The organism is Pseudomonas sp. NPDC087804, assembly GCF_044742965.1.
Taxonomy (GTDB): Bacteria; Pseudomonadota; Gammaproteobacteria; order Pseudomonadales; family Pseudomonadaceae; genus Aquipseudomonas; species Aquipseudomonas rustica.
Window position 1 is genome coordinate 1 of the sequence record NZ_JBIUVN010000039.1, and the last position, 24,570, is coordinate 24,570.

Consider the following 24,570-nt stretch of genomic DNA (forward strand, 5'->3'; position numbering starts at 1 on the left):
TGGTAGTGTGGGGTTTCCCCATGTGAGAGTAGGTCATCGTCAAGATTAAATTCCGAAACCCCAATTGCGAAAGCAGTTGGGGTTTTGTTTTGCCCACAGGAAAGTTTTTGCACGGTTCATCGAACAAATTTGCACAGTTATTTTCGAACCAGAACACTAGAATAGCCCCACCTTTTTTGGAGCCAGAGCCTTTATGTCAGAGTCGGTTGACGCCCCCGGGCTGTCAGATCTACCGCTGGAAGACTTGGTGGCCTGTCACGAGTGCGACCTGCTGATGCGCAAGCCAACACTTGCCCACGGCGAGAAAGCCCTCTGCCCCCGCTGCGGATACGAGTTGTACGCCCATCGCCATAACGTGGTGCAGCGCAGCCTTGCCCTGGTGATTGCGGCACTGCTGCTGTACATACCAGCGAACTTTTTGCCGATCATGCAGCTCAATCTACTCGGGCAGTCTTCGGATGATACGGTCTGGAGTGGCGTGCTCGGTCTGTTCAATACCGGCATGCAAGGCGTATCGATTGTTGTGTTCCTGTGCAGCATGGCCATTCCGCTGCTCAAGTTGCTGTGCCAATTGTTTGTGCTGCTGACGATCCGTTTCGATATCGGTCGCAGCTATGGCTTGTTGCTCTACCGCATTTACCACCACCTCAAAGACTGGGGGATGCTCGAGGTTTACCTCATGGGCGTACTGGTGGCGATCGTCAAACTGGCGGACATGGCCGCCATCACCGTCGGCCTTGGCCTGGCGTGTTTTATCGGCTTGTTGCTGGTTCAGGTCTGGCTGGAAGTGGTGATGTCGCCGCACCAGATCTGGCAGGCGTTATCAGGGGAAGATGCTCATGCGGGCGATTGATGCAGGCATTCTGACGTGCACCGAATGCCACGAGTTGAACCGGCAGGAAGCGGACAACGATGAACAAACCTGCACCCGCTGCGGTGCATTGGTTCACGCGCGCCGGCCGAACAGCCTCACCCGTACTTGGGCCCTGCTGATCACGGCGGCGATTATCTACATACCGGCCAACGTATTGCCGATCATGACTGTCAGTTCTTTGGGTCAAGGTGACCCAAGCACGATCATGTCCGGCGTGATCCAGTTGGTGCAGCACGGCATGATCCCGATTGCTGCCGTAGTGTTCATCGCCAGTATTCTGGTGCCGACTTTCAAACTGGTGGGCATCGCACTGCTGCTGTTTTCAGTGCAACGCAAACAACCGCTGTCGGCTCGGCAGCGCATCTGGATGTACCGTTTTATCGAGTTCATTGGCCGCTGGTCGATGCTCGATATTTTTGTGATCGCCATTCTGGTGGCGGTCGTCAATTTCGGCCGCTTAGCCAGTGTCGAAGCCAATCTTGGCGCCATCGCCTTCGCCAGTGTGGTGATTCTGACGATGCTTGCCGCAGTAACTTTTGATCCCCGACTGATTTGGGATAACACGGAGTCGGACGACGACCATGACTGATTTGCCCGTAGCGAAAACCCGACCGGCCTCGAACTGGTCTGCCATTTGGGTACTGCCTCTGATCGCGTTGATCATCGGTGGCTGGCTCGGCTGGCGTGCCTATTCCGAAACCGGCATCGAGATCCAGATTCGCTTTGAAAGCGGCGAAGGCATCCAGGCCAACAAGACCGAGATCATGTACAAGGGCATGTCGGTCGGTAAGGTCAAAACGCTGAAGCTCGACGACGAGGGCAACTCCAAAGGCGTCATCGCCACCGTCGAGATGAACAAGGACGTCGAGCAATACCTCAAGACCAGCACGCGTTTCTGGCTGGTCAAACCGAGCGTAACTCTGGCCGGCATCACTGGTCTGGAGACGTTGGTCTCAGGTAACTACGTCGCTATCAGTCCCGGCGAAGGCGAGCCCGCGCGCAAGTTCAAGGCGCTGGCCGAGGAGCCGCCGCTGTCCGACGCCAAACCTGGTCTGCACTTGACCATCAAGGCTGATCGTCTCGGTTCGCTGAGCCGTGGCAGCCCGGTGTTCTACAAGCAAATCAAAGTCGGTCAGGTCAAAAGCTATGTGCTGTCGGAAGATCAAAGCACCGTTGAGCTCAAAGTGTTCATCGAACCGACCTACGCCAAACTGGTGCGCAAACACACACGTTTCTGGAACGCCAGCGGCATCAGCATCGACGCGAACCTGTCCGGGGTCAAAGTGCGCAGCGAATCGCTGGCCAGCATCGTCGCCGGCGGTATCGCCTTCGCCACACCGGAGAATCGCAAGGACAGTCCGCCAACCGATCCGAGCCTGCCATTCCGTCTCTACGAGGACTTCGACGCTGCCGCTGCCGGTATTCGTGTGAAGGTCAAACTCAGCGACTTCGAAGGCCTGCAGGCTGGCCGTACGCCAGTGATGTACAAAGGCATTCAGGTCGGCAACCTGAAAGCATTGAAAGTCGATGCCGATCTGAACAGCGCCACCGCCGAGCTGACCCTCGATCCGTTGGCCGAAGATTATCTGGTGGAGGGCACTCAGTTCTGGGTGGTCAAACCGTCGATCTCGCTGGCCGGCATCACGGGTCTCGAAGCGCTGGTGAAAGGTAACTACATCGCCGTGCGTCCGGGTGACAAAGGTGCCGCCCCGAAACGTGAGTTCGAAGCACGTCCGAAAGCGCCACCGCTGGATCTGCGTTCGCCGGGTCTACACTTGGTGCTGTTCACCGACACGCTGGGTTCGATCGATGTCGGCAGTCCGATCTTGTACAAGCAGGTCAAGGTCGGTTCGGTACAGAGCTACCAATTCTCCAAGACGCGCAAACAGATCATCGTCGGCGTGCACATCGAGAAGGAATACGAAAACCTGGTCAACGCTTCGACGCGGTTCTGGAATGTCAGCGGTGTCACGTTGACTGGCGGGTTGACCGGCGGCATTCAGGTCAAGAGTGAATCCCTGCAAACCCTGATGGCCGGCGGTATCGCCTTCGAAACACCGCAGGCCAAGGCACCGCTGCAGAAACGCATTCCGCGTTTCCGTCTGTTTGCCAATCATGACGACGCCAGTAAAAAAGGCAGCGTAGTAACGATCAAAGTCGATCGCGCCGACGGTCTCAGCAGCGGCACGCCGGTTCGTTTCAAAGGGCTGGATGTCGGCAAGATTGAAAGCGTTGATCTGACTGACGACTTGCAATCGGTCATCCTCACCGCGCGCATCACGGAAGTGCCGGAGAAGATTGCCCGGGTTGGCAGTCAGTTCTGGGTGGTCAAGCCAGAGCTCGGCCTGATCAAGACAGAGAATCTGGAAACCCTGGTGACCGGCAAGTACATCGAAGTGCAGCCGGCGGCCAAAAACCTTGGCCCGCAGAAGAACTTTGTCGCGCTGGCCAATGCGCCGGAAGTCACCAAACAAGAGGCGGGTCTGAGCCTGGTGTTGAGCGCCGCTCGCCGTGGTTCGTTGAAGCCGGGTGTGCCGGTGACTTACCGTGAAATTACCGTGGGTAAAGTCACCGGTTATGAACTGGGTCAGACCGCTGATCGCGTATTGGTGCACATTCTGATCGAGCCGAAATACGCGCCGCTCGTACGCAGTGGCAGCCGCTTCTGGAACACCAGCGGTGTCGGGTTTGATATCGGTTTGTTCCACGGGCTGACGGTGCGCACCGAATCGCTGGAGACGGCGATTCAGGGCGGCATCGCATTCGCTACGCCGGATGGTGAGCGGATGGGCGGTCAGGCTCGGGCGGAGCAGACGTTCCCGTTGTTCGACAAGTTTGAGGATGAGTGGCTGACGTGGGCGCCGAAGATTTCGCTCGGTAAGTAAATCCTGCGGTGTTTGAAGTGGGGCCATCGCGAGCAGGCTCACTCCTACAGGGGAACGCATTCCAACTGTAGGAGTGAGCCTGCTCGCGATAGGGCCCGCAAAATCAGCACAAACCCCAAGGCATAAAAAAGGGCCGCGATCCCAGCAGATCGCGGCCCTTTTTTTATCTTCAGTTAACGCCGATCAAACCGCATCCAGCTCCGGTTCATCCGCTTCAACATTCACCGTGGCCTTCACCACATCATGGCGACGGATGTACTTCCAGTCCGCCTCATCAATGTAGATCCCCGCCGGGCCACTGCCGCCTTCCAGGTCAATCGCGACACTCGCGCAGACCTGCGGCTTCACGCTCGCCAGAATCGGCACGAAGCCCAGTTGCAGGCTGGTTTCCAGCAGTGCGGCCTGGTTCTTCTCATCGATGTCCGCCGCCTCGTCGAGGTAGTACGGCAGACGCACGCGGCCGGCCTGATCGCGATCCATCAAGTGCAGCAACAAGTACATGTTGGTCAGCGCCTTGATGGTCATGGTCGTGCCGTTGGACGCCGCGCCGTCGATGTCGGTGTGGATCACCGGCTGGCCGTTGACCTTGGTGATCTCGAACGCCAGTTCGAACAAGTCCTTGAGACCGAGCTGGTTGTGGTTTGCCGCCACCAACCGCGCCAGGTATTCCTTGGCCTCTTCGTTCTTGTTGTCCTGCTCGGCGCTTTGGCTGAGATCGAACACAGACAGGGTTTCGCCTTCTTCGTACTGACCGGCGCTGTGGATGATCTGATCGATGTGCTTGAGCGCTTCCTTGTTCGGCGCGAGAACGATGCGGAAGCTCTGCAGGTTGGAGACCTGACGCTTGTTGATCTCGCGGTTGAACAGCGCCAGTTGATGCTCAAGGCTGTCGTAGTCGCTGCGAATGTTGCGCAACGTTCGGGCGATGTCGGTAACCGCTGCGCGACGGGCCTTGCCCAGCGTCAGTGCTTCATCGGTACGGTGCGCGTAAGCGTTGATCAGCAGCGACAGACGGCGCTCCATGTCGTCTTCGCTGTCGAACTTGGCCACACCTTTGAGGCGCACTTGCGCGTACAGCGCTTCGATCTGACCGTCAGCGCGGAGCAAGCCTTGCCAGCTGTCCTGGTAGTCGTTGAGCAGCGGCAGCAGGTTGTCCATCGAATCGTCGACCGGATCCATGAACGGCGTACCGAACGGCAGATCCGCCGGCAGCAACTGACGACGGCGCAATGCATCGTCGAGCGTGCGTTGCTTGGCTTCCATATCAGCGATCTGGCGGCCGACCAGTTGCAGCTTGGCCGACAGTTGCTGGACGCGTTCGGTGAAGGCATCGCTGGAACGCTTGAGTTCGTCCTGTGCGCCTTCCATCTGCGCCAGTTGCTCGAGCTTGTCGCCTTCTTCAGCGCTCAACGTTTGCGTGCGACGGAAATCTTCCAGCGCCTTTTGCGCGTCCAGCACTTGCTGGTACAGCGCTTCGGTCTGGGTCTTGCTCGCCGAGCGGTCAGCGGCCACCGCTTGCTGGGTTTTCAGTTGCTTGAGTTCTTTTTCCAGACGCTCTTTCTGGTCGCGCAACGCGGCACGGTCAGCCAGCGCTTGCAGGGCCGGCGGCTCGATATTGGAGATATCGATCGACAGGCCCGGCACTTCGAAGCGCTCGCCTTTGAAGCCATCGAGGATCAGCTCCATCGATTTGACCCACTGGCCATCCTCGTCGAGGGCGATGCCGTGTTCGCCCAATGGCAGGCTGAACAGCGCGCTGTTGAACAAACGCATCAGGCGCTCGACGTCCTGTTGCGAAAACTCTTCGCGCAGGCGGGCATAGCTGTTGTTGTCGGCGTGGTCGAGTTGCTGCTTCACCGACTTCAGGCGTTTTTCCAGATCGCGCAGACGCTCTTCGAGATCTTCTGCACTGAACTGACGCGATTGCGCCAAGGCGCCGGCGAGTTCGTCGTGGGCGTCTTTGGCCGCGAGCAATTGTTGCTCCAGCACTTTGACGTCATCGACCAAAGCAAAGCGATTCTTCAGTACCGACAGCTCGCCGAGCCAGCGCTGGATGCCGGAAATTTCCCGCTCCAGACGCATCAATTCCTGGGTACCGCCGCGCTGATTGTTTTGCAGGCTGTCCTGCTCGCCACGGTAGTGGTCGGCCTGAATGGTCAGCTCTTCCTTGCGCGCACTGGCGTAATCCGACCAAGTACCGAGCAACGAATCGAGCAGCGGCGACAGCCGATGCAGCTTGCCGCGCAGCACGTCGCGCTGTTTCACGCCGTTGGCCAAGGCTTCAACCAACGGGCCGGCAGCGACCAGCGAGTTGTAGTCCTGTTCCATACGACGCACGTCGCGGAAGGCTTCTTCGCACGCGGCGATGTAATCGACACTGCCGGAACGCAGGCTGTGTTCGAAGGCATCGAGGAACAACTGCTTGAGTTTGGCCGCGGTGATTTCGCGCATGTGCAGCAGGTTGATGAACAGTGCGCGGAAGGTCTTCAGGCTCTGCTCGCTGGTGGAGCGCAGCGGGATCAGGGTCAGATCCAAAGGAATAGACGTGTGACCGCCCACCAGCAAACGACGCAGTTCATCCGGCTTGAGTTCGTAGGCTTTCAGGCCTTCTTTCTCAAGGTTGCTGAACAGCTCTTTCTGGCGCAGGCAGGTGTCGTTCTTCTGGTAATGCGCCAGATCGAGCTTGCCGGCGTAGGCGAAGAACTGGTGACCGAAACCACCGCCCGGGCCGCGCCCGACCACGCCGATCACGTGCGGGCCGTGCGGCAGGTTCACTTCGACAAGGATGTAACTGGTGTCGGAAGCGAAGTAAAAGCGCCGCGATTGTTCGAGGCTGTACTTGCCGAAACTCATGTCCGACATGCGCGCCAGAATCGGGAACTGCAAGGCGTTGATCGACGCCGATTTACCGAGGTTGTTCGCGCCGTAAACCGACAACGGTTCTTCCAGCGGAAACAGGCCGAGGCTGTAACCGGCGGTGTTCAAAAGGGCAAAGCGGCGGATGCCGTAGCGTTCCTGGCTCATGCGTCGGACTCCTGTTCTTCGGCAATGGCGCGGGCCAGTGCGTCTTCTTCGCTTTCTTCATCGAACTCGGTGAGATCAAGCGGATCGTCGGTTTCGAGGAATTTGGCTTCGGCCGCTTCGTCGATCAGCACCGGCGCTGGCAGCGGCAATACGCTGTGCACGCTGGCCGCCAGATCGCGGTCTTGCTGCACCGACAGGCACACGTCGAGGAAACGGTGCATCGGTGGCAGGAAGCGGTACACACCGTTTTCTTCGCCGGCGAACCCGAGTTGAGTCATGCGGCGCATGATCTTTTCTTCGAGCTCTTCGACGGTCTGCACCTCGGCCTGAATAAACAGGTCGCGGTATTTCTCCAGCAGCGACGGCAACTCTTCGCGGCCGAGGCTGCCGCCATCGAGCACGGCGATCGGGTCGCGGCCCTGATCGGCCAGATGCTCGACGAGGATGAAGGTGAACAGCGCCAGACGCTGCGCCGTCTTGTTCACCGCCGCAGCGGCCATGTCCGGCACAAAGTAGTAGAAACCACGGGTGTCGCAGACCAGTTCAAACCCCAGCGCCTTGAACAGCGTGCGGTATTGATCCTGGAAATTCGACAGTTGTGCGTACAGCTCCGGGTCGCGGCGGCTGACGTGGTAACCCTTGAACAGCTCGCGGAAGATCGGTGCCAGTTGGGACAGTTCGGAGAGATCAAGATGCATTGGGGATGCTCGCAGAATCCTCGGCGGCATTGTCGCGGGCCGAGAGCAGGGCGAAGGAGCGCAGGCTGACCTGGTGCTCATGAGTGTGGTAGTCGCGGCGTTCCAGACGCTCGCGGGTGAAGCGTTTTTCCCGCGACAGGCGCGAGAACCAGTAGAGCAATTCGTCGGTGGCGCCGTCCGGTTCCTGCTCGAGCAGCCAGGTCATCAGATCCGGCATTGGCAGGGATTCTTCGCAACGGTCGACCATCTCGCGCACGGTGCGTGGTGCGCGTGGGGCTTCGCCTTTCTGGGTTTTGTGCGCTTTCGGGAAGCGTGCCGGTTTCGGTTCGAAACGCGCCAGCGCGTACACGTAGGCTTCGACCTGACTGGCGCTGCCGAGGAAAGTACTTTGCGGGCGAGTAAACATCGGCATCGCGGCTTGCGGCACGGCGTCGATGCCTTTGCGGCGGATCGCCGCCAGTGCGAGCGCGGCGCCACGGGTCACGGCGTTGTGCCGGCGGGCTTCTTCACGCAGCGGCAGCAACAGTTCGCGGGCATGCCGCAGAGTCAACTGAGCGCTGGTCTGCATTTCGAGGATGCGCGCGTGGGTGCGCAGCAGCATGTCATCGTCAACCAGATGGCCGAGGCGCTGTTGCTCGCTGAGCATTTTCAGCAGCACGGTTTCGACCTTGCGCACGCCTTGTTCGAAGGCGCCGTCGGCGTTCACCAGATCGATCATCGGCTCGACGTATTCGTCCCACGTCGCCAGTACTTCGGCGTAACGCTGACGCAGCGGAATCTGCCGGTCACTGGTCTTGGCGCGTTCTGCCACCGCCACCAGCGCTTGTTCGTCGTTGTCGAGTTTCTTCAGAACATCGCGCACGCGCATGTCGAGCAAACGCAGCTGACGGGCGAGGTCGTGACCGTCGCGAACATCGAACGCATCCTGAATGTAACCGGCCAGGCGTTCGAGGTGACGCAAATAGGCTTCGATTTCCAGGCACAGGCCCAAACGGTGTTCACGACGCAGGTAAGCGAGGAAGTCGTGAATCTGCGCATTGAGCTCGAACCGGTTCGGGCTTTTCGCCACCGGCACCAGAATATCGAGGCGAATCCACACGTCGAGCAGGCTGGTAATGTCCTGCGGCGTGCTGTCCAGTTGTTGGGCGGCCAGTTGCGTGCGCAGTTCGTTGAGGCTCAATGTGCCTTGGTCGAAGTGCTCACACAAAGGCTCCAGAAGCGCCCAGTGTTCAGCGAGGGCGCGCAAGACGCGCTTGGGTTCGATCATCGGAATGCCCGGCTGGTTGGCAATGAAAAGCGGCGATTGTACTGCATCGCAGCCGATACGATTCAATCCAGGGACAGGCTGTTGTTTTTCTTTCGGTCAAGTGTATCGATCAACAACGGGCGATCTTGGGCGAAGGGCGGTAGAATCAGCCCACTTCAGTTATCCACAAGTGGCCGACCCTTTGCTTATCGAGTCCCGCCGCCGCGCCTATTTGAACGCCATGCAGGTGGTCAATTGGCTGCCGCGCACCGAATTGCCCTTCGCCGCCCCCTCGCGCCCCGAGCTGCTGGACATGCCCGAGCCCGAGGTAGAAGCGCCGGTGCCCGCGCCTCAGGCCGAAGCGCCGGTGCAGCCTGTTGCGCGCCCGAGCGAACGGCCGAAGATCGAAGTGCCGCGCCCGTCGCTGGCGAGCACGCGAACCAACGCCAAACCGGTGGAGGAGGCCGACGACACGCCAGTCGTCGCCAAGCCCGCGCCGGTGCCGCCGCCGCGTTTCGCCCTGCAATTATTGCGGGCCGGACGTTGCCTGCTGCTGGTCGAGTTACCCACAGGCGAACCGTTCCAGAGCCGTGATCCTGCTTATTTATTGCTCAAAGACATGCTGCGTGCCGCCGGCCTGCCGGATGCACCGCAAATCGTCGGCGAGCCAGTGCGTTGGCCGTGGCTCAATCGCGGCACCATGGATCAGGGCCCGGATGCGGCGCGCGACTTTGTGCAGGGTTTCCTTTCGGTACAAATGGAATCCGCACCCTGCGCCTGCCTGTGGCTGATCGGTCTGCCGGCAGTGCGTTTTGCCGGTGAAGCGGACGCTGAAGCATTCAATCGTGAATTGCAGATCGAAGGGCTGGGCTCAGCCTGGGCCATTCCCGGTCTGGAATTGTTAATGGAAGAGCCACAGCGCAAAGCCGCTGTGTGGCAAGCCATGCGTCGGCTGATGGCGCGCTGGAAAGAATCGAATGAGTGACGCTGTATCGTTCCGCCCGATGATCGAGGCGGATCTGGACGCTGTGCTGAAGATTGAATTCGCCGCGTACAGCCATCCGTGGACGCGCGGGATTTTTCTCGACGGCTTGGGCAAATACCAGATCTGGCTGATGTTCGAAGGTGAGCAACAGGTTGGGCATGGTGTGGTGCAGATCATTCTCGATGAGGCGCATCTGCTCAATATCACGGTGAAACCGGAGAGTCAGGGGCGAGGGTTGGGGCTGACGCTGCTGGAGCATCTGATGTCGCGGGCGTATGCGGCTGAGGCTCGGGAGTGTTTTCTCGAAGTGCGCGACAGTAATACGGCGGCGTTCCGGTTGTATGAGCGTTATGGCTTCAATGAAATTGGCCGGCGTCGGGATTATTATCCGGCGGTGGGCGGGCGTGAAGATGCGGTGGTCATGGCCTGCACTTTGGTTGACTGACCCCCTGACTCATTCTGCTCCTGCGGATACAACATCCCCCCTGTAGGAGCTGCCGCAGGCTGCGATCTTTTGATCTTGTTCCGGATCATGCAAAAAGATCAAAAGATCGCAGCCTTCGGCAGCTCCTACAGGGGATCGGGTCTGTCAGCGCTTGCCATCCATCGGATCACGCCGCGCCAGTTCCGCCTCATCCAGCCCATTACCACCGCCAATGTCATCCTCATCGACAATGCTCAAATCCCAATCCGCCTGATTGCCTTCCCCGGCCTCTTCGGCATCCCGCGCACCGTCTTCATGAATCAGCGTTTCCGGGCTCATGTCATCGTCGGTCGGCTCATGATCGGCAACCGAGGCGCCAGTCATTCCCGCCTCACGCACGCGTTCATTGGGCATCAACTGCTCGCGTTCACGCTCGGGAATCTCATCACCGATCTTCGCGCTGGGCTCGTCTTCATCGAAATCCAGCTCATGCACCGAACCCATGCGGTCTTCGTTATCATCGATGGGCTCCGGTTGCACCGCATCGTAAGGGCGTCGTGAATCAGTCATGGCAATTCCTCATACTGTGGGCCTTACTAAGGTGGACTCACCCGGCACACGAGAATTCCAACGAAATCACTTTCGGCTCAAGCGTGACCCCGACGGGCGGTCGACTGTCATACCAGCGCATCTTTCTTGAGGCCTTACAGCATGCATGACTTACAAGACCTGATTGATAACAACGAGCGTTGGGCTGACGCGATCACCAAGGAAGACCCGGATTTCTTCGCTAAACTGGCCCGCCAGCAAACGCCGGAGTATCTGTGGATCGGCTGTTCCGACGCGCGCGTACCGGCCAACGAAATCGTCGGCATGTTGCCGGGCGATCTGTTCGTTCACCGCAACGTCGCCAACGTGGTGCTGCACACCGACCTCAATTGCCTGTCGGTGATTCAGTACGCGGTGGATGTGCTCAAGGTTAAGCACATTCTGGTCACCGGCCACTACGGTTGCGGCGGTGTGCGCGCCTCGATGCAGGATCGCCAGTTCGGCCTGATCGACGGCTGGCTGCGGTCGATCCGCGATCTGTACTACGAAAAACGCGAAGAACTGGCCAAGTTGCCGACCGAAGAAGAACAGGTCGATCGCCTGTGCGAACTCAACGTGATCCAGCAAGTGGCCAACGTCGCCCACACCAGCATCATCCAGAACGCCTGGCATCGTGGGCAAAGCCTGTCGATCCACGGCTGCATCTATGGCATCAAGGATGGCCGCTGGAAAAGTCTCAACACCACCATCAGTGGTTTCGAGCAATTGCCGCCGCAATACCGTTTGCGTCCGGTCGGCGCGCCGTAATCAGCGTTTCAGCGCAGGCCCGCGTGGCGCCAGCGCTGTAAAAACTGTTGGCCTTCGCGGTTGGGTGGTTCGTCGTAACCGGTGATCCACCCACGACATTGCGACGATCCGCAATGGCAAGCGAACTGGCGCAAGAGTTTGTCTTCAGTGGCCGCGAAATCCATGGTCAGCCGTTCGCCCCTGTGGATATCTTTCAGCGCCCACAGCCACAATTCGCTCATGTCGAGAAACACGTTGGGGTTGCAGGAATGTTCCAGCAATCCGCAGAAGCGTGGGTCGTAAAGATGCAGGCCGGTTTGCAGTTGCCGGGTCTGCCGACATCGATAGGGCAACACTTGTCCCGATACGCGACACATGCGGGTGATGCGCAGAAACTCCCGATGCGCGATCACGGCATCGGCGCCATCGTCATCGTGAATGATTTCGAAGTCATCGCTGGCTGGAAACCCGAGACGCACGGGGAGGCCGGCAAACGGATAAATGCCCGGCGAATCACAAGCATGACGGGCGTGAACGGCATGACTGTTCATAACGATCCTTGTCCATCGGGTGCTGCGACTTCCGTAGGCTGACGTCCTGTCAGTCCTGCAACACGATTTATGGATCCAATCCTGCGATATATGAAAAAACCGGTCTACTGTCAGATCTGACAGGTGCGATTGGCGCTTTTGCGCGTCAGCCAAAACTGACGCGCAAATACCCTACAGATGTGGGGCCGGGACGGCAGCAGCCGGCAACGGTGCCTGCAATTGCTGCAGTTCAGCCTTGATCGGCGTGGTGGTGCATTTCGCGGCGGCTTGTTCTGCGCTCAGATTGCGAATCGAGGTGTAGAACAGCTCGCAGGTTTTGACCTTCTGCGTCACCTGCCAGGTTTGTGTGCAGCTGTTGAGCAGAGTCTTCGGGTCGCTGCCCGGTTTGCTGCCCATTCCGGCCTGCCAACAAGCGGCGCTCAAATCCTGTCCCATCACTTTCAGGCCGGCGGCATCGGCTTTGGCTAGGGCATCATCACCGGTGTAGCTTTTCGGGTCGGCGGCGTACCAGATGTAACTCGGGTGATTGGAGCCCAATACCGGCACGTTCACCCCCTTGCTAGGCGTGATGGTGGCGAGGCCCAGCACGCCCACAGTCGGCCCGTATTGGTCTTTGATCCAGTTTCGCACCGGCGCCCCGAAAGCGACCATCGGCAGCACGCTACCGCTGGCGCTCTGGCTGAACTGTTTGACCAGCGTGGTCTGGTAGTCCTTGAAGTAACCGTAGACGCCTTCCAGATCACTGCCGGCGCTGGCGGGCGCGGCGATCGGGGCGATGTCGATGATGGTTTGAAACGCCGGTGTCTGCGCCGCAGGAATACCGTTTGCGGTCAGCAACGTTGCCCAGCGATCGGTGGTGTTCGAGCGCAGGTAATCCTGCGCCTGGGTCAGCGAATAATCCGGCGGGAAGTGCAGCAGTTCGATGCTTTTGCGGTTTTCCAGGGCCATGCCCAGCGGCAGGAACAGATACCAGCTGTACGCCCATTTGCCGTCGGCGTTGAGTTGGCTGGCGCCTTTGTAAGCCAGATCGCCGGCATCGAGCAGCGCCGACAACGGTTTGTCATAACCCTTCGGCACGCCGGTTATCTCGGCGTAGAGCTGACCGTTATCAGTCCTCACCAACACCTTTGCATTGGCGTAACCGTCGCGTTGCACGCTCTGTTTCAGGTAGTGGGCGACGGTCTGCTCCAGCGTCCAGTTGCGAAAGCAGATGACGCTGCAGTTGTTGGGGTAGGCGAAGAGATGGGTAACGCGTTCGCTGCTGCCGAGTTTCAGGTCGACATCGGCGTGGGCGGCGGCGCTCAGCGTGAGCGCGGCGAGGGTCAGTCCTGCGATTTTCAACATGCTCAGATCCTTTTCAGCGTGACTCCCCCTCGTTCGGGGGCGCCTCATAGTGGATCAGCCGTGATGCCCGGAGAAGTCGGGCAACACGGTTTTTTGTGCGCAAGTCGAAGGCGGATTTATCAGGCTGGAAAGTGTAGGGCGTTGCTCAGATCGCCCATGGGTTGTTGCCCGCGCGCAGTCATCGCGTCATCGCGCTGCTTGAGGCCGTCGAGCTTCTCCAACTGGAACACGCGGGTGATCAAGCGCAGGATCGACGCCGTGTCGTAAACCGTGTGATCGACTGTGCCTTTGCGCGCAAACGGCGACACCACCAGCGCCGGCACACGCGAGCCCGGGCCCCAGCGATCGCCCTTGGGCGGCGCAACGTGATCCCACCAGCCGCCGTTTTCATCGACGGTCACGACCACCACCATGTTTTTCCACTGCGGACTTTCACGCAGCACTTTCAACGCGCGGACGATGTGTCGATCCCCGGACGCGACGTCGGCATAACCGGCGTGCATATTCAGGTTGCCCTGAGGTTTGTAGAAACTCACGGCGGGCAATTTGCCGGCCTCGGCGTCGGCGAAGAATTTGTTAGTACTCGACTCATCGCCCAACCCGGCGTCGCGCAGACGTTTAGTGCGCTCTGCGGGATTGTCCGGGCCTTGTTGTTTGAAGTAGTTGAACGGCTGATGGTGATACTGAAAGTTGGGAATCTTCGGGATGCCGCCGGAATCCTTGAACTGATCCAGCGTCGCCTGCCACGCGCCGGCGTACCACGCCCAATCGACGTTCTTTTTCGACAGCTTGTCGCCGATGTGCTCGTGGGTCTGCGGCACCATCACATTGGGCAGATCGGCTTTCGAATACGCCGGGCGCTCAGGGTCGCGAATCCATGTCGGCCAGTAGGGCGGGGCCAGTGTGTTAACGCCATAACCATCCGGCGTCAGCGCACTCGGGCCGAATTGAGGCGGGCCAGTCATGGCGCTGGCGGGCGATGCGTCCAGCGGTTTGAGGCGCGGATCGTTCGGATCAGCGCTTTGCAGCGTAGCGATTTGTGATTTGGCCACCGAATTGCCGACGTCCGGATAGAACGGTGCGGTGGCGCTGATCAGGTACTGATGGTTAAGGAACGAGCCACCGAAAGCGCCCTGGAAAAAGTTATCGCACAGCACAAATTCCTGCGCGACGTCCCACAGGCGCAGGGCATAACGGCTCTGTGCGTAGTGCCCCATGGTCAAACCACCGGAGTCGGCCCACGCGACGAAACCGTCATTCTTGCCGCCGTTGATCTGCATCTGGTTCTGATAAAACACATGCCACAAATCGCGAGTGACCAAGCCAAAGGGCAGGTCTTCGCCATTCGGGCCTTTGAGGGCGAACGGCGCGTTGGGCAGGTTTTCCTGAAACTGTGTGGCGTTGGGGTAGGTCACGCCATCCAGGGTTTGCGGACCGATCTGTAAGGTGCCGCCCCAGACCGGCGGCAGGGTTTGCAACAGCGAGCCATCGCGGTCGCGTTGCTGATAGTCGGCAGGTTTCAGCGCTGACAGCGGCTTCTCGACGCCGGGGAAATCACCGAACAGATTATTGAAACTGCGGTTCTCGGCGTAGATCACCACCACGGTTTGCACCTGCTCACGCAGCGCCTCGTCCAGCTCCGCCGGGGTCAGCGGATGCTCGACCGGTTTGCCCGGTTGATCGCTGGTATTGCCACACGCCGCCAGCGTCGCCCCGACGCCAAGCACCGCAACACCCCCAAGGAAACGGCGGCGACTGGTATCGGTGGGGGTATCGGATTTTGCGGAAGGTGCGTCGGTGGCGTCTGAATCGTCAATCATGTGTCGGCCCGTTTTGCTTAAATGTTTCAGTATGTTTCGGGCGGACGCTAGCAAGGGGATGTGACGGTTGGGTTACAAATGGTGCGGTGATTGTTGATCTGCTGCACGGTTAGACTTTCGCGATTGAATCCTGTCGCGATAAACCATGAAGCCCTCTACTGCTCTTGATTTGCAACGAATCGCTGTCCGTGCGGTTGCCCGCCGATTTCAGATGGGCAACCTTCGTGTTTTTGGTTCGGTGGCCATGGGCACCGATACAGAAGGCAGTGATCTCGACCTTTTGGTCGATCCAAAGCCCGGCACCACATTGTTTGATCTAGGAGGGCTTCAGGTGGAGCTTGAGGAATTACTGGGCGTCACCGTTGACTTGCGAACCCCGGAAGATATTCCACTCAAATTTCGCCAACAGGTTTTGGAACAGTCGCGACCTGTATGAAAAGGGAACTGATCTATCAGTTAAGAACTGAATGAGACTGCGAATAATGGGTGTGAAGTCTGGATGGTGACTCAAGTTCGAAGTGAAACAAATGCGGGCTTGCTCGCGAAAGCGGTGTGTCAATCAGCAATGATGTTGACTGACCCACCGCTTTCGCGAGCAAGCCCCCACAAGGGTTTTATGCCGACCGGACGATCCGGTTTACGGCATCACCGGCGGCGTATACGCCAATGTCGTCCCCAGCGCCCACAGCAAAAACAGCACCAGCGGCGTGTGCACCAGCAGTTGTACGAACGAGAAGCCGATCAGATCTCGCGCCTTTAATCCGAGCACACCCAGCAACGGCAGCATGTAGAACGGGTTGATCAGGTTCGGCAGCGCTTCGGCCGCGTTGTAGATCTGCACCGCCCAGCCGAGGTGGTATTGCAGATCGTTGGCGACCTGCATCACGTACGGCGCTTCGATGATCCACTTGCCGCCACCCGACGGAATGAAGAAGCCGAGAATCGCCGAGTACACGCCCATCAGCAGCGCATAGGTGTCGTGGGAGGCGATGCTGACGAAGAATGTCGAGATGTGGTGCGCCAGCGTCTGTGCATCGGCGCCTTTGACCGTGGTCATCAGTGCGGCAATCGAGCCGTACAGCGGGAACTGGATCAGGACGCCGGTGGTGGTCGGTACCGCGCGCGACACCGCATCGAGGAAGCTGCGCGGGCGCCAGTGCAGCAGCGCGCCGAGCATGATGAACAGGAAGTTGTAGGTGTTCAGCCCGGAGATCGCGGTGATCGCCGGTTTGGTCGAAAACTCGTGGAACAGCCATCCCGCCGCCAGCAATACCAGCACGATGATCAGCAGCGGACTGTGTTCCAGCCATTCGCCCGGACGAGTGCGCGGTTGCAGCGGTGGCAGGTTGAACGCCGGGTCGATGCCGCACGCCTTGGCGTCCCGCGCAGAGTTCGGGCCGGGCGCGGTGGCGTAGGCGATGATGATCGAGATCACGATCAGCGCCAGCAGCATCACGCCGGACTGCCAGAGGAAAATCGTTTCGGTGAACGGAATCACTCCGGTGATCGACAGGATCGACGGCGGCAGGCTGCCCGGGTTGGCCTGCAACTGTGCGGCCGACGACGACAGGCCCAAGGCCCACACGGCGCCCAGACCCAGATAGGCAGCGGCCCCGGCAGCGCGGTAATCCATTTTCAGATCGGTGCGGCGGGCGAGGGCGCGTACCAGCAAACCGCCGAACACCAGCGACAGGCCCCAGTTGAGCAGCGACGCAACCATCGAAATCAGTGCGACCCAGGCCACGGCGGAGCGGCCGTTTTTCGGGATGCGCGCCAGACGATCGATCAGTTTCACGGCGGGCGGCGAGCTGGCGACGACGTAGCCGCCGATCACCACGAAGGCCATTTGCATGGTGAACGGGATCAGGCTCCAGAAGCCGTCACCGAAAGCCATCGCGGCGTCGGTGGGTTTGGCGCCCATGGCCATTGTGGCCAGCGCGACGATGATGACGGCCAGCGCAGCGAACACCCAGGAATCGGGAAACCAGCGTTCGGCGAAGTTGGAACAGCGCAAGGCGAAGCGCGCGGAGCGGCTATCTTCGATATCAGCGGCCACAGAAGTACCTCGGATTTTTTATGGTTATTTTGGGTCTGGCAGGCGAAACACATATCCCCTGTAGGAGTGAGCCTGCTCGCGATAGCGTCCGTTCATTCAACATGTGCATTGACTGACCTGGCGCCATCGCGAGCAGGCTCACTCCTACAGGAACTGCGTTTGCCCGAACCGACAGGCCCCAACAGTAAATCAAGCCGAGGCGTTTTGTGAGCAGGTTTTTCCAAATCAGGACTATGGTCTAACGGGTTGTCCATCCGCCCATTTGCGTAGACCATGTGCGCCTTGGTTTTTTGCCTGTGCCAGAGTTCTTTGTCATGACTGCCAATTCCGCTGCGCAACCCGCGCCGTTCAGCCGCTCCGACTACAAGACCCTCGGCCTTGCAGCCCTCGGTGGCGCGCTGGAAATCTATGATTTCATCATTTTCGTGTTCTTCGCCCTGACCCTCAGTCAGCTGTTTTTCCCGCCGGAAATGCCCGAATGGCTGCGCCTGCTGCAAAGCTTCGGGATCTTTGTCACCGGTTACCTGGCGCGGCCGCTGGGCGGGATATTGATGGCGCATTTCGCCGACCGCATGGGGCGCAAGAAAGTCTTCAGCCTGAGCATCCTGATGATGGCGCTGCCGTGCCTGCTGATCGGGATCATGCCGACCTACGCGCAGATCGGTTATTTCGCGCCGCTGTTGCTGCTGGCGCTGCGCATTCTCCAAGGGGCGGCGGTCGGCGGCGAAGTGCCGAGTGCCTGGGTGTTTGTGGCTGAACATGCGCCCACCGGCCATCGTGGTTATGCGCTTGGCTTTTTGCAGGCCGGGCTGACCTTCGGTTACCTGATCGGCGCGTTGACCGCGACGTTTCTGGCGCAAGTGTTCACCCCGGCAGAAATCCTCGATTACGCCTGGCGCTATCCGTTCCTGCTCGGCGGTGTATTCGGCGTGATCGGCGTCTACCTGCGTCGCTGGCTGAGCGAAACGCCGGTGTTCATGGCCATGGAAGCGCAACGTGAGGCGCGCGTCGAACTGCCGTTGCGCACGGTGTTGCGCGAACACCGACTGGCGATGCTACCGGCGATGCTGCTGACCTGCGTGCTGACCTCGGCGGTGGTGGTGTTCGTCGTCATCACGCCGACGATGATGCAGAAAACCTTCGGCATGAGCGCCAGCCACACCTTCGCCCTCAGCGCATTGGGCATCGTTTTCCTCAATATCGGCTGCGTGATCGCCGGGTTGCTGGTCGACCGCATCGGCGCCTGGCGCACGGTCATGCTCTATAGCCTGTTGCTGCCGCTGGGCATTGCCGTGCTCTACGGTTGCCTGATCAGCGGCGGCGACTGGATCGGCATCGCCTACGCCATCGCGGGTCTCGCCTGCGGCGTGGTGGGTGCGGTGCCGTCGGTGATAGTCGGGTTGTTCCCGGCGCGTATTCGCGTGTCAGGCATTTCCTTCACCTACAACATTGCCTACGCCGCGTGGGCAAGTATCACACCGCTGCTGCTGATCGGTCTGATGCCGTGGAGCCCGTGGATCTGCGTGATGTTCTGCGCAGTGATGGGCGCGGTCGGTATCGTCAGCGCGGCGTATTTCGGCGCGCGGATGCCGCGCACGGGACAATGTCAGGTAGCCGGAGCTGCCTGAAAACGTACGTCCGAACTATTTTTGACTGAGGAGTCTCAAGCGCTCTTCAGAAACGCTGCGCAAGGCCGATGGTTAGGCTGCATCCCGCTCTCTAACCTGTCCATCGGTACTTTCCCATGTTCAACAAACGCTTGAAGCAAGAGCTGGCCGCTCTTCGTGAAGAACTCTCCAGTCTTGTGCAAGTGAAGGAAAGCCTGGAAAGCGAGATGCTGGTGCTGACCCTTGAGCCCGACGGCCGGGTGCAATCGGTCAATCAGAACTTCCTCACCGAGATGCTCTACAAGAGCCACGATCTGATTGGCCGCGCGATCGAAGACATCGTTCCGGCCCACGTGAAGTCCGATGAATTTCATCAGCGCTTCAAAAACGCCATGAACCGTGGCGAGCATTTCGCTGGCGCGATTCGTTTGCTGCGCGGCAATGGTGAAGAGGCGTGGCTGCGCTCGATCGTGCAGCCGGTGCGCACGTCGGATGGGCGGATCAAGAACATCTCGATCTATGCCAGCGACCTGACGCGCACAATCGAAGCCTCCCGCGAACACGAAAACCTGATCGGCGCATTGGTGCGTTCCACCGCCGTGATCGAGTTCGATCTCAACGGTAATGTACTGGCCGCCAATGATCGTTTCCTTAGCGGTATGGGTTACAGCCTGGCGCAGATCAAGGGCAAACATCACCGCATGTTTTGCGAGCCGCAGGAGTACAACAGCGCCGAGTACGCAAACTTTTGGCGTCGCTTGAACAACGGTGAGTTCGTCGCCGACCGTTTCAAACGGGTCGACAGACATGGTCGTACAGTCTGGCTGGAAGCGTCCTACAACCCTGTGGTCGATGCCAACAACAAACTGTACAAAGTGGTGAAGTTCGCCACGGTGATCACCGATCAGGTCAACCGCGAAAAGGCCGTTGCCGAAGCCGCCAACATTGCCTACAGCACCTCGCAGCAAACCGACAGTACGGCGCAGCGCGGCACCACGGTGGTGACCGAGGCGGTCAATGTGATGCGCGATTTGTCGCGACACATGCAGACGGCGGGCGAGGGCATTGAAGCGCTGAACGAGCAGTCGCTGGTGATCGGCACCATCGTCAAAACCATCAGCGGGATTGCTGAACAGACCAACCTGCTGGCGCTCAACGCGGCGATCGAAGCGGCGCGTGCCGGTGAACAGGGGCGCGGTTTTGCCGTGGTGGCCGATGAAGTGCGGCAACTGGCTTCGCGCACCAGTCAGGCGACGGACGAAATTGTCGGCGTGGTGCGGCAGAACCAGGAAATGGCGCGCAATGCTGTGGCCCTGATGACTGACGGTAAGCTGCAGGCTGAACAGGGGCTGGCGCTGGCGGCAGAGGCGGGCACGGTGATTGTCGAGATTCAGGACGGTGCGCAGAAAGTGGTGAATGCGGTTGGCCAGTTCGCCAATCAACTTTCCAACTGAAGATCCACCCAATCCCTGTAGGAGCTGTCGAGTAAAACGAGGCTGCGATCTTTTGATCTTGATGTTGAGGGCCAAGATCAAAAGATCGCAGCGTTCCGCAGCTCCTACAGGTTTTTCACCAGCAGATATTTCGTTGCTGGCGCTACAATCGGCTCCTTTTCTCCCCGGAGCAGATCCCCATGAGCGCCGACCATCGCCGCCCGGTTCCCCTCAACAAAGCCTACCGTTTGCTCAATCATGGGCCGACCGTGTTGGTCAGCGCCGCCCATGACGGCCAGCGCAATATCATGGCTGCCGCTTGGGCAATGCCGCTGGATTTCGAGCCGCCGAAAGTCGCCGTCGTACTCGATAAATCAACCTGGACACGACAGTTGCTCGAAGCCTCGGGCACCTTCGTCCTCAACGTGCCGTGCGCGCAACAGGCCGATATTGTGCAAACCGTCGGTAACACGTCCGGTCTGGACATCGTTGGCAGTCAAAGCCGCGACAAATTCGACGCCTATGGCCTGCAAACCTTCGCCGGGGAGCTTGTTAAGGCGCCGCTGCTCGACGGCTGCGTCGCCTGGCTTGAATGTCGTTTGTTGCCGGAGCCGCACAATCATCAGCAGTACGATCTGTTCCTCGCCGAGGTGATTGCCGCTCACGCCGATGCGCGCGTGTTTAGCGAAGGGCGTTGGCATTTCGACGGCCACAATTCGTTGCGTACGCTGCACCATGTGGCGGGCGGGCATTTCCTCACTATTGGCGATGCGCTGGATGGCAAAGTGCTGGAGGCTAAACCAGCGCAGTGAAACAAAAATTAACGTTTTGCAGTAATTAATTATTGTTTTGCGATAATTTAATCGTCTATGGTTTGTCTCACATTCAATCTGTGAGGCATCTCATGACTTCCGTTTCTCTCGCGCAATTCAGCCGCCGTATGGCCACGATCACGTTGCTGCTGATCATTCTGATGCTGGTGCTCAACGCTGCGGTCTGGCTGTTCCCGACGTTGGCCAGCAAGGATGGTTTGGGCCTGGGGTTCGCACTGAGCGATCGCCAGCTCTCGGACATGACCAGTGCCGCCGCAGTGTTTCCGTGGTGGCAAACCTTGGGCGCCATTGTGCTTTCGAGTATTCCTCTGATCGCACTGGCCTTTGGTTTGAAGTCGCTGCGCCGTCTGTTCCAGTGCTACGCCACGGGTGAGTATTTTTCTGCCGAAGCCGCCGGTCATCTGGGTAAAGTCGGGCGCGCCGTGGCGCTCTGGGTGCTGCTGGATTTTCTATGCGAACCGATGCTCAGCTTGTGGATTACGCAAAATGCGCCGGTAGGTGAGCGAATGGTGACTTTGAGCGTCACAGCGTCCACCTTCGTCGCGTTGTTCATGGCCGGCTGTATTTCGATCATTGCGCGTATCCTGTCGCAGGCCAGCGAAGTGGATTCCGAAAACCGTACTTTTATTTGAGATCGCTATGTCTATCGTGATTCAACTGGACGTGATGCTCGCCCTGCGCAAGGTCAAATCCAAGGATCTGGCCGCCGCCATCGGCATCACCGAAGCCAATCTGTCTTTGCTCAAACAGGGCAAGGTCAAAGGTTTGCGTCTGGCGACCCTGGACGCCATTTGTGAATACCTCAACTGCCAACCCGGCGACTTGCTGATCCGCGTGCCGGAGGGCGAACCGGCTGTTTAAAAGCACTGCCCAACCCATGGCAAAACGCGGCGGGATGTTGCAAGGTGTGGGCATTGTCGAATCAGTGTTTACGAACGCTCGCGTAAGTGGCTGGATCGACTGGCCGGTGGTTGCTACTTGCTGTTTGGCGCGCATTTGGTGGCGAGTCGTTGAGCGCATTGGGTGTATCTGTCTCAGGGCAAGTCGAGATGAAAATGCTTCGCTTCGTAGGCTTCGATCAAGGTGATCATTACCTCGAAGTAATCCCCTTCAGGCGTACCAGGTTCAGGTTCATTGTCGAAAAGTGCGGAAACGTTTTTGAGCGCCGCACGGTAGTCTTCTTCGGTGTGAATCGGACGCATGTTCATGGGAAAACTCCATTTCAACGAACGGACTCACTCTACCTCTGCGTACAATTTTCAGGGGTAGGAAAAGGCGACGTGACATTGCCGTAGCTTCCGAGCCCGCATAAAAAAAGGCCTACCTCCCAGTAAGCCTTTTCCGTCTTGCATGTAAGCCTCAATCCCCCAACGCTTCCCCTTCACGCCGTGGGTCCGCACCACCTTCCAGCGTTGCATTCCCTTGCCCATCCTTGACCCGAACAATCGCCTGGGTGCCGCTGGTCATGTCGATTTCATTCACTGCATGCCCTTTGTCCTTCAACGCCTGAATCAGCGTCGGGCTGAATTGGCCTTGCTCCAGTTCGGTCGGGCCGTTGCGGCTGCCGAAGTTGGGCAGGCTGATGGCGCTTTGTGGGTCGAGGTTCCAGTCGAGCAGGCCAATGGTGGTTTTCGCCACGTATTCGATGATCTGCGAACCGCCCGGTGAGCCGACGCTGGCGAGGAATTCGCCGCTGTTGCGATCGAAGATCAGCGCGGGCGCCATTGACGAGCGTGGACGTTTGCCGGGTTCGACGCGGTTGGCGACTTTTTGGCCATTCTCTTCGGGGATAAAGGAGAAGTCGGTCATCTGGTTGTTCAGCAGAAAACCCTGAACCATCAGGTGCGAACCGAACGCTGCTTCGATGGTGGTGGTCATCGATACGGCGCCGCCGAGGTCATCCACTGCGACCACTTGTGACGTCGAGATACGCAGTGGCGAACGATCCGGTGCGTAGGCCACTTGCACGCCGGGTGGTGTGCCGGGTTGGGCGGTGCCCATGCTGCGCTCGCCGATCAGACTGGCGCGATTGGCCAGATAACCCGGGTCGACCAGGCCTTTCACTGGCACCGGAACGAAGTCGGTATCGGCGACGTATTGCGCGCGGTCGGCGTAGGCCAGACGTTCAGCTTCGGCGATCAGGTGCACCGCTTGTGGCGCGGGTTCGATGCCGGCGGGTTTGTCGGTTTTCACTGGTTTCAGCGGGGTGAGCGACAAGCGCGGATCGCGGGTTTCCAGCGCCTGCAAGGTGCCGAGAATCTGCGCCACGGCGATGCCGCCCGACGACGGTGGCGGCATGCCGCAGACTTGCCAGCGCTTGTATTCGGTGCACAGCGGCGCGCGTTCTTTGGCTTGATAGTGCTGAAGATCGTTCAGCGACAGGCTGCCCGGGTTGGCGTGGCCCTGAACCTTGGCGACGATTTCTTCGGCGATCGGGCCTTTGTACAGCGCGTCGGCGCCTTCGTTGGCGATGCGTTTGAGCACGGCAGCCAAGGCTGGATTCTGCAAGCGCGTGCCGACCGCTTTGACACTGCCATCGGCATTGAGGAAATACGCGGCCATGTCCGGAGAATTGCGAATCACCGGATCAGATTCCAGCAGCGAATGCAGGCGCGGGGAAATGGCGAAACCTTGTTCAGCGAGGTTGATTGCCGGTTCAAACAGCTTGGCCCATGGCAGGCGACCGTGTTGTTTATGCGCCATTTCCAGAGCGCGCAAAACGCCAGGAGTGCCAACGGAGCGGCCGCCAATTTGCGCCTGCGGGAACGACATCGGTTTGCCGTCAGGGCGCAGAAAGAGTTTCTCGGTTGCGCCGGCCGGCGCGGTTTCGCGGCCGTCATAGGTGCGCACCTGTTTACCGTCCCACAGCACGATCATCGCACCGCCACCGATCCCGGAGGATTGCGGCTCAACCAGCGTCAGCACGGCCTGCATCGCAATCGCTGCATCAATCGCCGAACCGCCCTGACGCAACATCTCGCGACCGGCCTCGGCAGCCAGTGGATTGGCAGCGGCGGCCATGTGTTTGCTGGCGTGACGGGTTTGCAGATCGGTGCGGAAACCCGACGCGGCTTCCGGTGCCAAGGGCATGACCGAGGAGGGCGGGGCGTTGCACGCGGTGAGGGTCAGGGCGCTGATGATCAGCGTCAGGGCAGGCAGGCGAAAGCGGCTCAAGGGCAAGGCTGAAAACACGCGGGCTCTCCGTCCGTGGATTAAAAGTCTGAGGGACTCTATCGACCGGTCGGTCGAGACGCAAACCGATGGGCATTTTTGTCTTTCTTTTCAGGGCGGATGTTCGCTAGGGTCGACCTCAACTGATAGACCATAACGACTCCCTGTAGGAGTGAGCCTGCTCGCGATAGCGTCATCACATTCAACATCATTGCTGACTGATCCAGCGCTATCGCGAGCAGGCTCACTCCTACAGTTGAAAGGCATAAAAATCACAAGAGGCC

20 protein-coding genes and 4 pseudogenes are annotated in these 24,570 nt (G+C 59.3%); 14 read left to right on the forward strand and 10 right to left on the reverse strand.

Annotation, left to right across the window (positions count from 1 at the left end; genetic code table 11):
- Window positions 1-193 precede the first annotated feature (193 nt).
- The 3 genes from ACIOMO_RS26375 to ACIOMO_RS26385 are packed head-to-tail and all read left to right on the forward strand — an operon-like array spanning window position 194 to window position 3,759.
- Window positions 194-853 (forward strand): paraquat-inducible protein A, encoded by a 660-nt coding sequence (locus tag ACIOMO_RS26375; RefSeq protein WP_159815603.1) that lies wholly within the window; start codon window positions 194-196, stop codon window positions 851-853.
- On the forward strand, window positions 840-1,463 hold the full coding sequence (locus ACIOMO_RS26380; protein ID WP_053123847.1) for a paraquat-inducible protein A: 624 nt from the start codon (window positions 840-842) through the stop codon (window positions 1,461-1,463). Before ACIOMO_RS26375 ends, ACIOMO_RS26380 begins: the two co-directional genes overlap by 14 nt.
- Window positions 1,456-3,759 carry an intermembrane transport protein PqiB gene (locus ACIOMO_RS26385; protein ID WP_401244404.1) on the forward strand — a complete coding sequence of 768 codons (2,304 nt, stop codon included), beginning with the start codon at window positions 1,456-1,458 and terminating at the stop codon, window positions 3,757-3,759. The genes ACIOMO_RS26380 and ACIOMO_RS26385 overlap by 8 nt, the downstream gene beginning before the upstream one ends.
- A 183-nt stretch (window positions 3,760-3,942) precedes the next feature.
- Here the strand turns inward: ACIOMO_RS26385 and mksF are convergent, their stop codons facing one another.
- The 3 genes from mksF to mksB are packed head-to-tail and all read right to left on the reverse strand — an operon-like array spanning window position 3,943 to window position 8,748.
- Complete coding sequence (mksF, locus tag ACIOMO_RS26390; RefSeq protein WP_401244406.1) at window positions 3,943-6,783, reverse strand: Mks condensin complex protein MksF; 2,841 nt, start codon at window positions 6,781-6,783, stop codon at window positions 3,943-3,945.
- A complete protein-coding gene (mksE, locus tag ACIOMO_RS26395) occupies window positions 6,780-7,481 on the reverse strand; it encodes an Mks condensin complex protein MksE (RefSeq protein ID WP_034156067.1) in 702 nt (233 codons plus the stop codon). Before mksE ends, mksF begins: the two co-directional genes overlap by 4 nt.
- Window positions 7,471-8,748 (reverse strand): Mks condensin complex protein MksB, encoded by a 1,278-nt coding sequence (gene mksB / locus ACIOMO_RS26400; RefSeq protein ID WP_400754001.1) that lies wholly within the window; start codon window positions 8,746-8,748, stop codon window positions 7,471-7,473. The genes mksE and mksB overlap by 11 nt, the downstream gene beginning before the upstream one ends.
- Window positions 8,749-8,968: 220 nt before the next feature.
- On the opposite strand from mksB, the gene ACIOMO_RS26405 reads away from it, so the two are divergent.
- Both ACIOMO_RS26405 and rimI read left to right on the forward strand, forming a co-directional pair.
- Complete coding sequence (locus ACIOMO_RS26405; RefSeq protein ID WP_401244436.1) at window positions 8,969-9,712, forward strand: energy transducer TonB; 744 nt, start codon at window positions 8,969-8,971, stop codon at window positions 9,710-9,712.
- On the forward strand, window positions 9,705-10,157 hold the full coding sequence (gene rimI, locus ACIOMO_RS26410; protein ID WP_053123834.1) for a ribosomal protein S18-alanine N-acetyltransferase: 453 nt from the start codon (window positions 9,705-9,707) through the stop codon (window positions 10,155-10,157). Before ACIOMO_RS26405 ends, rimI begins: the two co-directional genes overlap by 8 nt.
- Window positions 10,158-10,301: 144 nt before the next feature.
- On the opposite strand, the gene ACIOMO_RS26415 is transcribed toward rimI, so the two are convergent.
- Window positions 10,302-10,706, reverse strand: coding sequence for a hypothetical protein (locus ACIOMO_RS26415; RefSeq protein WP_053123832.1), 405 nt, complete (start codon window positions 10,704-10,706; stop codon window positions 10,302-10,304).
- A gap of 141 nt (window positions 10,707-10,847) precedes the next feature.
- Here ACIOMO_RS26415 and can point away from each other — a divergent pair, with 141 nt between their 5' ends.
- A complete protein-coding gene (gene can / locus ACIOMO_RS26420; RefSeq protein WP_007951756.1) occupies window positions 10,848-11,492 on the forward strand; it encodes a carbonate dehydratase in 645 nt (214 codons plus the stop codon).
- Window positions 11,493-11,500: 8 nt separating this feature from the next.
- Here the strand turns inward: can and ACIOMO_RS26425 are convergent, their stop codons facing one another.
- The 3 genes from ACIOMO_RS26425 to ACIOMO_RS26435 all read right to left on the reverse strand — a co-directional run bounded on the left by ACIOMO_RS26425 (window position 11,501) and on the right by ACIOMO_RS26435 (window position 15,186).
- Window positions 11,501-12,022, reverse strand: a complete 522-nt coding sequence (locus ACIOMO_RS26425) for a lysine methyltransferase (RefSeq protein ID WP_159815608.1) — start codon at window positions 12,020-12,022, stop codon at window positions 11,501-11,503.
- A gap of 171 nt (window positions 12,023-12,193) precedes the next feature.
- Window positions 12,194-13,366 carry a hypothetical protein gene (locus ACIOMO_RS26430; RefSeq protein ID WP_401244409.1) on the reverse strand — a complete coding sequence of 391 codons (1,173 nt, stop codon included), beginning with the start codon at window positions 13,364-13,366 and terminating at the stop codon, window positions 12,194-12,196.
- A 119-nt stretch (window positions 13,367-13,485) separates the two neighbouring features.
- Entirely contained in the window at window positions 13,486-15,186 is a 1,701-nt protein-coding gene (locus ACIOMO_RS26435) for an acid phosphatase (RefSeq protein WP_401244411.1), read from the reverse strand.
- Between the two features lie 145 nt (window positions 15,187-15,331).
- Here ACIOMO_RS26435 and ACIOMO_RS26440 point away from each other — a divergent pair, with 145 nt between their 5' ends.
- Window positions 15,332-15,622 carry a nucleotidyltransferase family protein gene (locus ACIOMO_RS26440; RefSeq protein ID WP_282358664.1) on the forward strand — a complete coding sequence of 97 codons (291 nt, stop codon included), beginning with the start codon at window positions 15,332-15,334 and terminating at the stop codon, window positions 15,620-15,622.
- A gap of 201 nt (window positions 15,623-15,823) precedes the next feature.
- On the opposite strand, the gene ACIOMO_RS26445 is transcribed toward ACIOMO_RS26440, so the two are convergent.
- Window positions 15,824-17,242: a short-chain fatty acid transporter gene (locus ACIOMO_RS26445; RefSeq protein WP_053123825.1), complete on the reverse strand. Its 1,419-nt coding sequence runs from the start codon at window positions 17,240-17,242 to the stop codon at window positions 15,824-15,826.
- A 314-nt stretch (window positions 17,243-17,556) separates the two neighbouring features.
- On the opposite strand from ACIOMO_RS26445, the gene ACIOMO_RS26450 reads away from it, so the two are divergent.
- The 7 genes and pseudogenes from ACIOMO_RS26450 to ACIOMO_RS26480 all read left to right on the forward strand — a co-directional run.
- Complete coding sequence (locus tag ACIOMO_RS26450; protein WP_401244414.1) at window positions 17,557-18,870, forward strand: MFS transporter; 1,314 nt, start codon at window positions 17,557-17,559, stop codon at window positions 18,868-18,870.
- Window positions 18,871-19,076: 206 nt separating this feature from the next.
- A pseudogene (locus ACIOMO_RS26455) lies at window positions 19,077-19,763 on the forward strand (PAS domain-containing protein); the annotation flags it as partial.
- 102 nt (window positions 19,764-19,865) lie between these two features.
- A pseudogene (locus ACIOMO_RS26460) lies at window positions 19,866-20,303 on the forward strand (methyl-accepting chemotaxis protein); the annotation flags it as partial.
- Between the two features lie 179 nt (window positions 20,304-20,482).
- A complete protein-coding gene (locus tag ACIOMO_RS26465; RefSeq protein ID WP_401244416.1) occupies window positions 20,483-21,094 on the forward strand; it encodes a flavin reductase family protein in 612 nt (203 codons plus the stop codon).
- Window positions 21,095-21,186: 92 nt separating this feature from the next.
- Entirely contained in the window at window positions 21,187-21,747 is a 561-nt protein-coding gene (locus ACIOMO_RS26470; protein ID WP_212545498.1) for a DUF2975 domain-containing protein, read from the forward strand.
- Window positions 21,748-21,754: 7 nt separating this feature from the next.
- Window positions 21,755-21,976: a helix-turn-helix transcriptional regulator gene (locus ACIOMO_RS26475; protein ID WP_053123815.1), complete on the forward strand. Its 222-nt coding sequence runs from the start codon at window positions 21,755-21,757 to the stop codon at window positions 21,974-21,976.
- Window positions 21,977-22,042: 66 nt separating this feature from the next.
- Window positions 22,043-22,129, forward strand: a pseudogene (locus tag ACIOMO_RS26480) (lysine transporter LysE); the annotation flags it as partial.
- Window positions 22,130-22,152: 23 nt separating this feature from the next.
- Here ACIOMO_RS26480 and ACIOMO_RS26485 read toward each other — a convergent pair.
- Together ACIOMO_RS26485 and ggt are read right to left on the reverse strand one after the other, a co-directional pair.
- Window positions 22,153-22,323: pseudogene (locus ACIOMO_RS26485) on the reverse strand (transcriptional regulator); the annotation flags it as partial.
- A 151-nt stretch (window positions 22,324-22,474) separates the two neighbouring features.
- Entirely contained in the window at window positions 22,475-24,307 is a 1,833-nt protein-coding gene (ggt, locus tag ACIOMO_RS26490; RefSeq protein ID WP_401244418.1) for a gamma-glutamyltransferase, read from the reverse strand.
- Window positions 24,308-24,570: the final 263 nt, after the last annotated feature.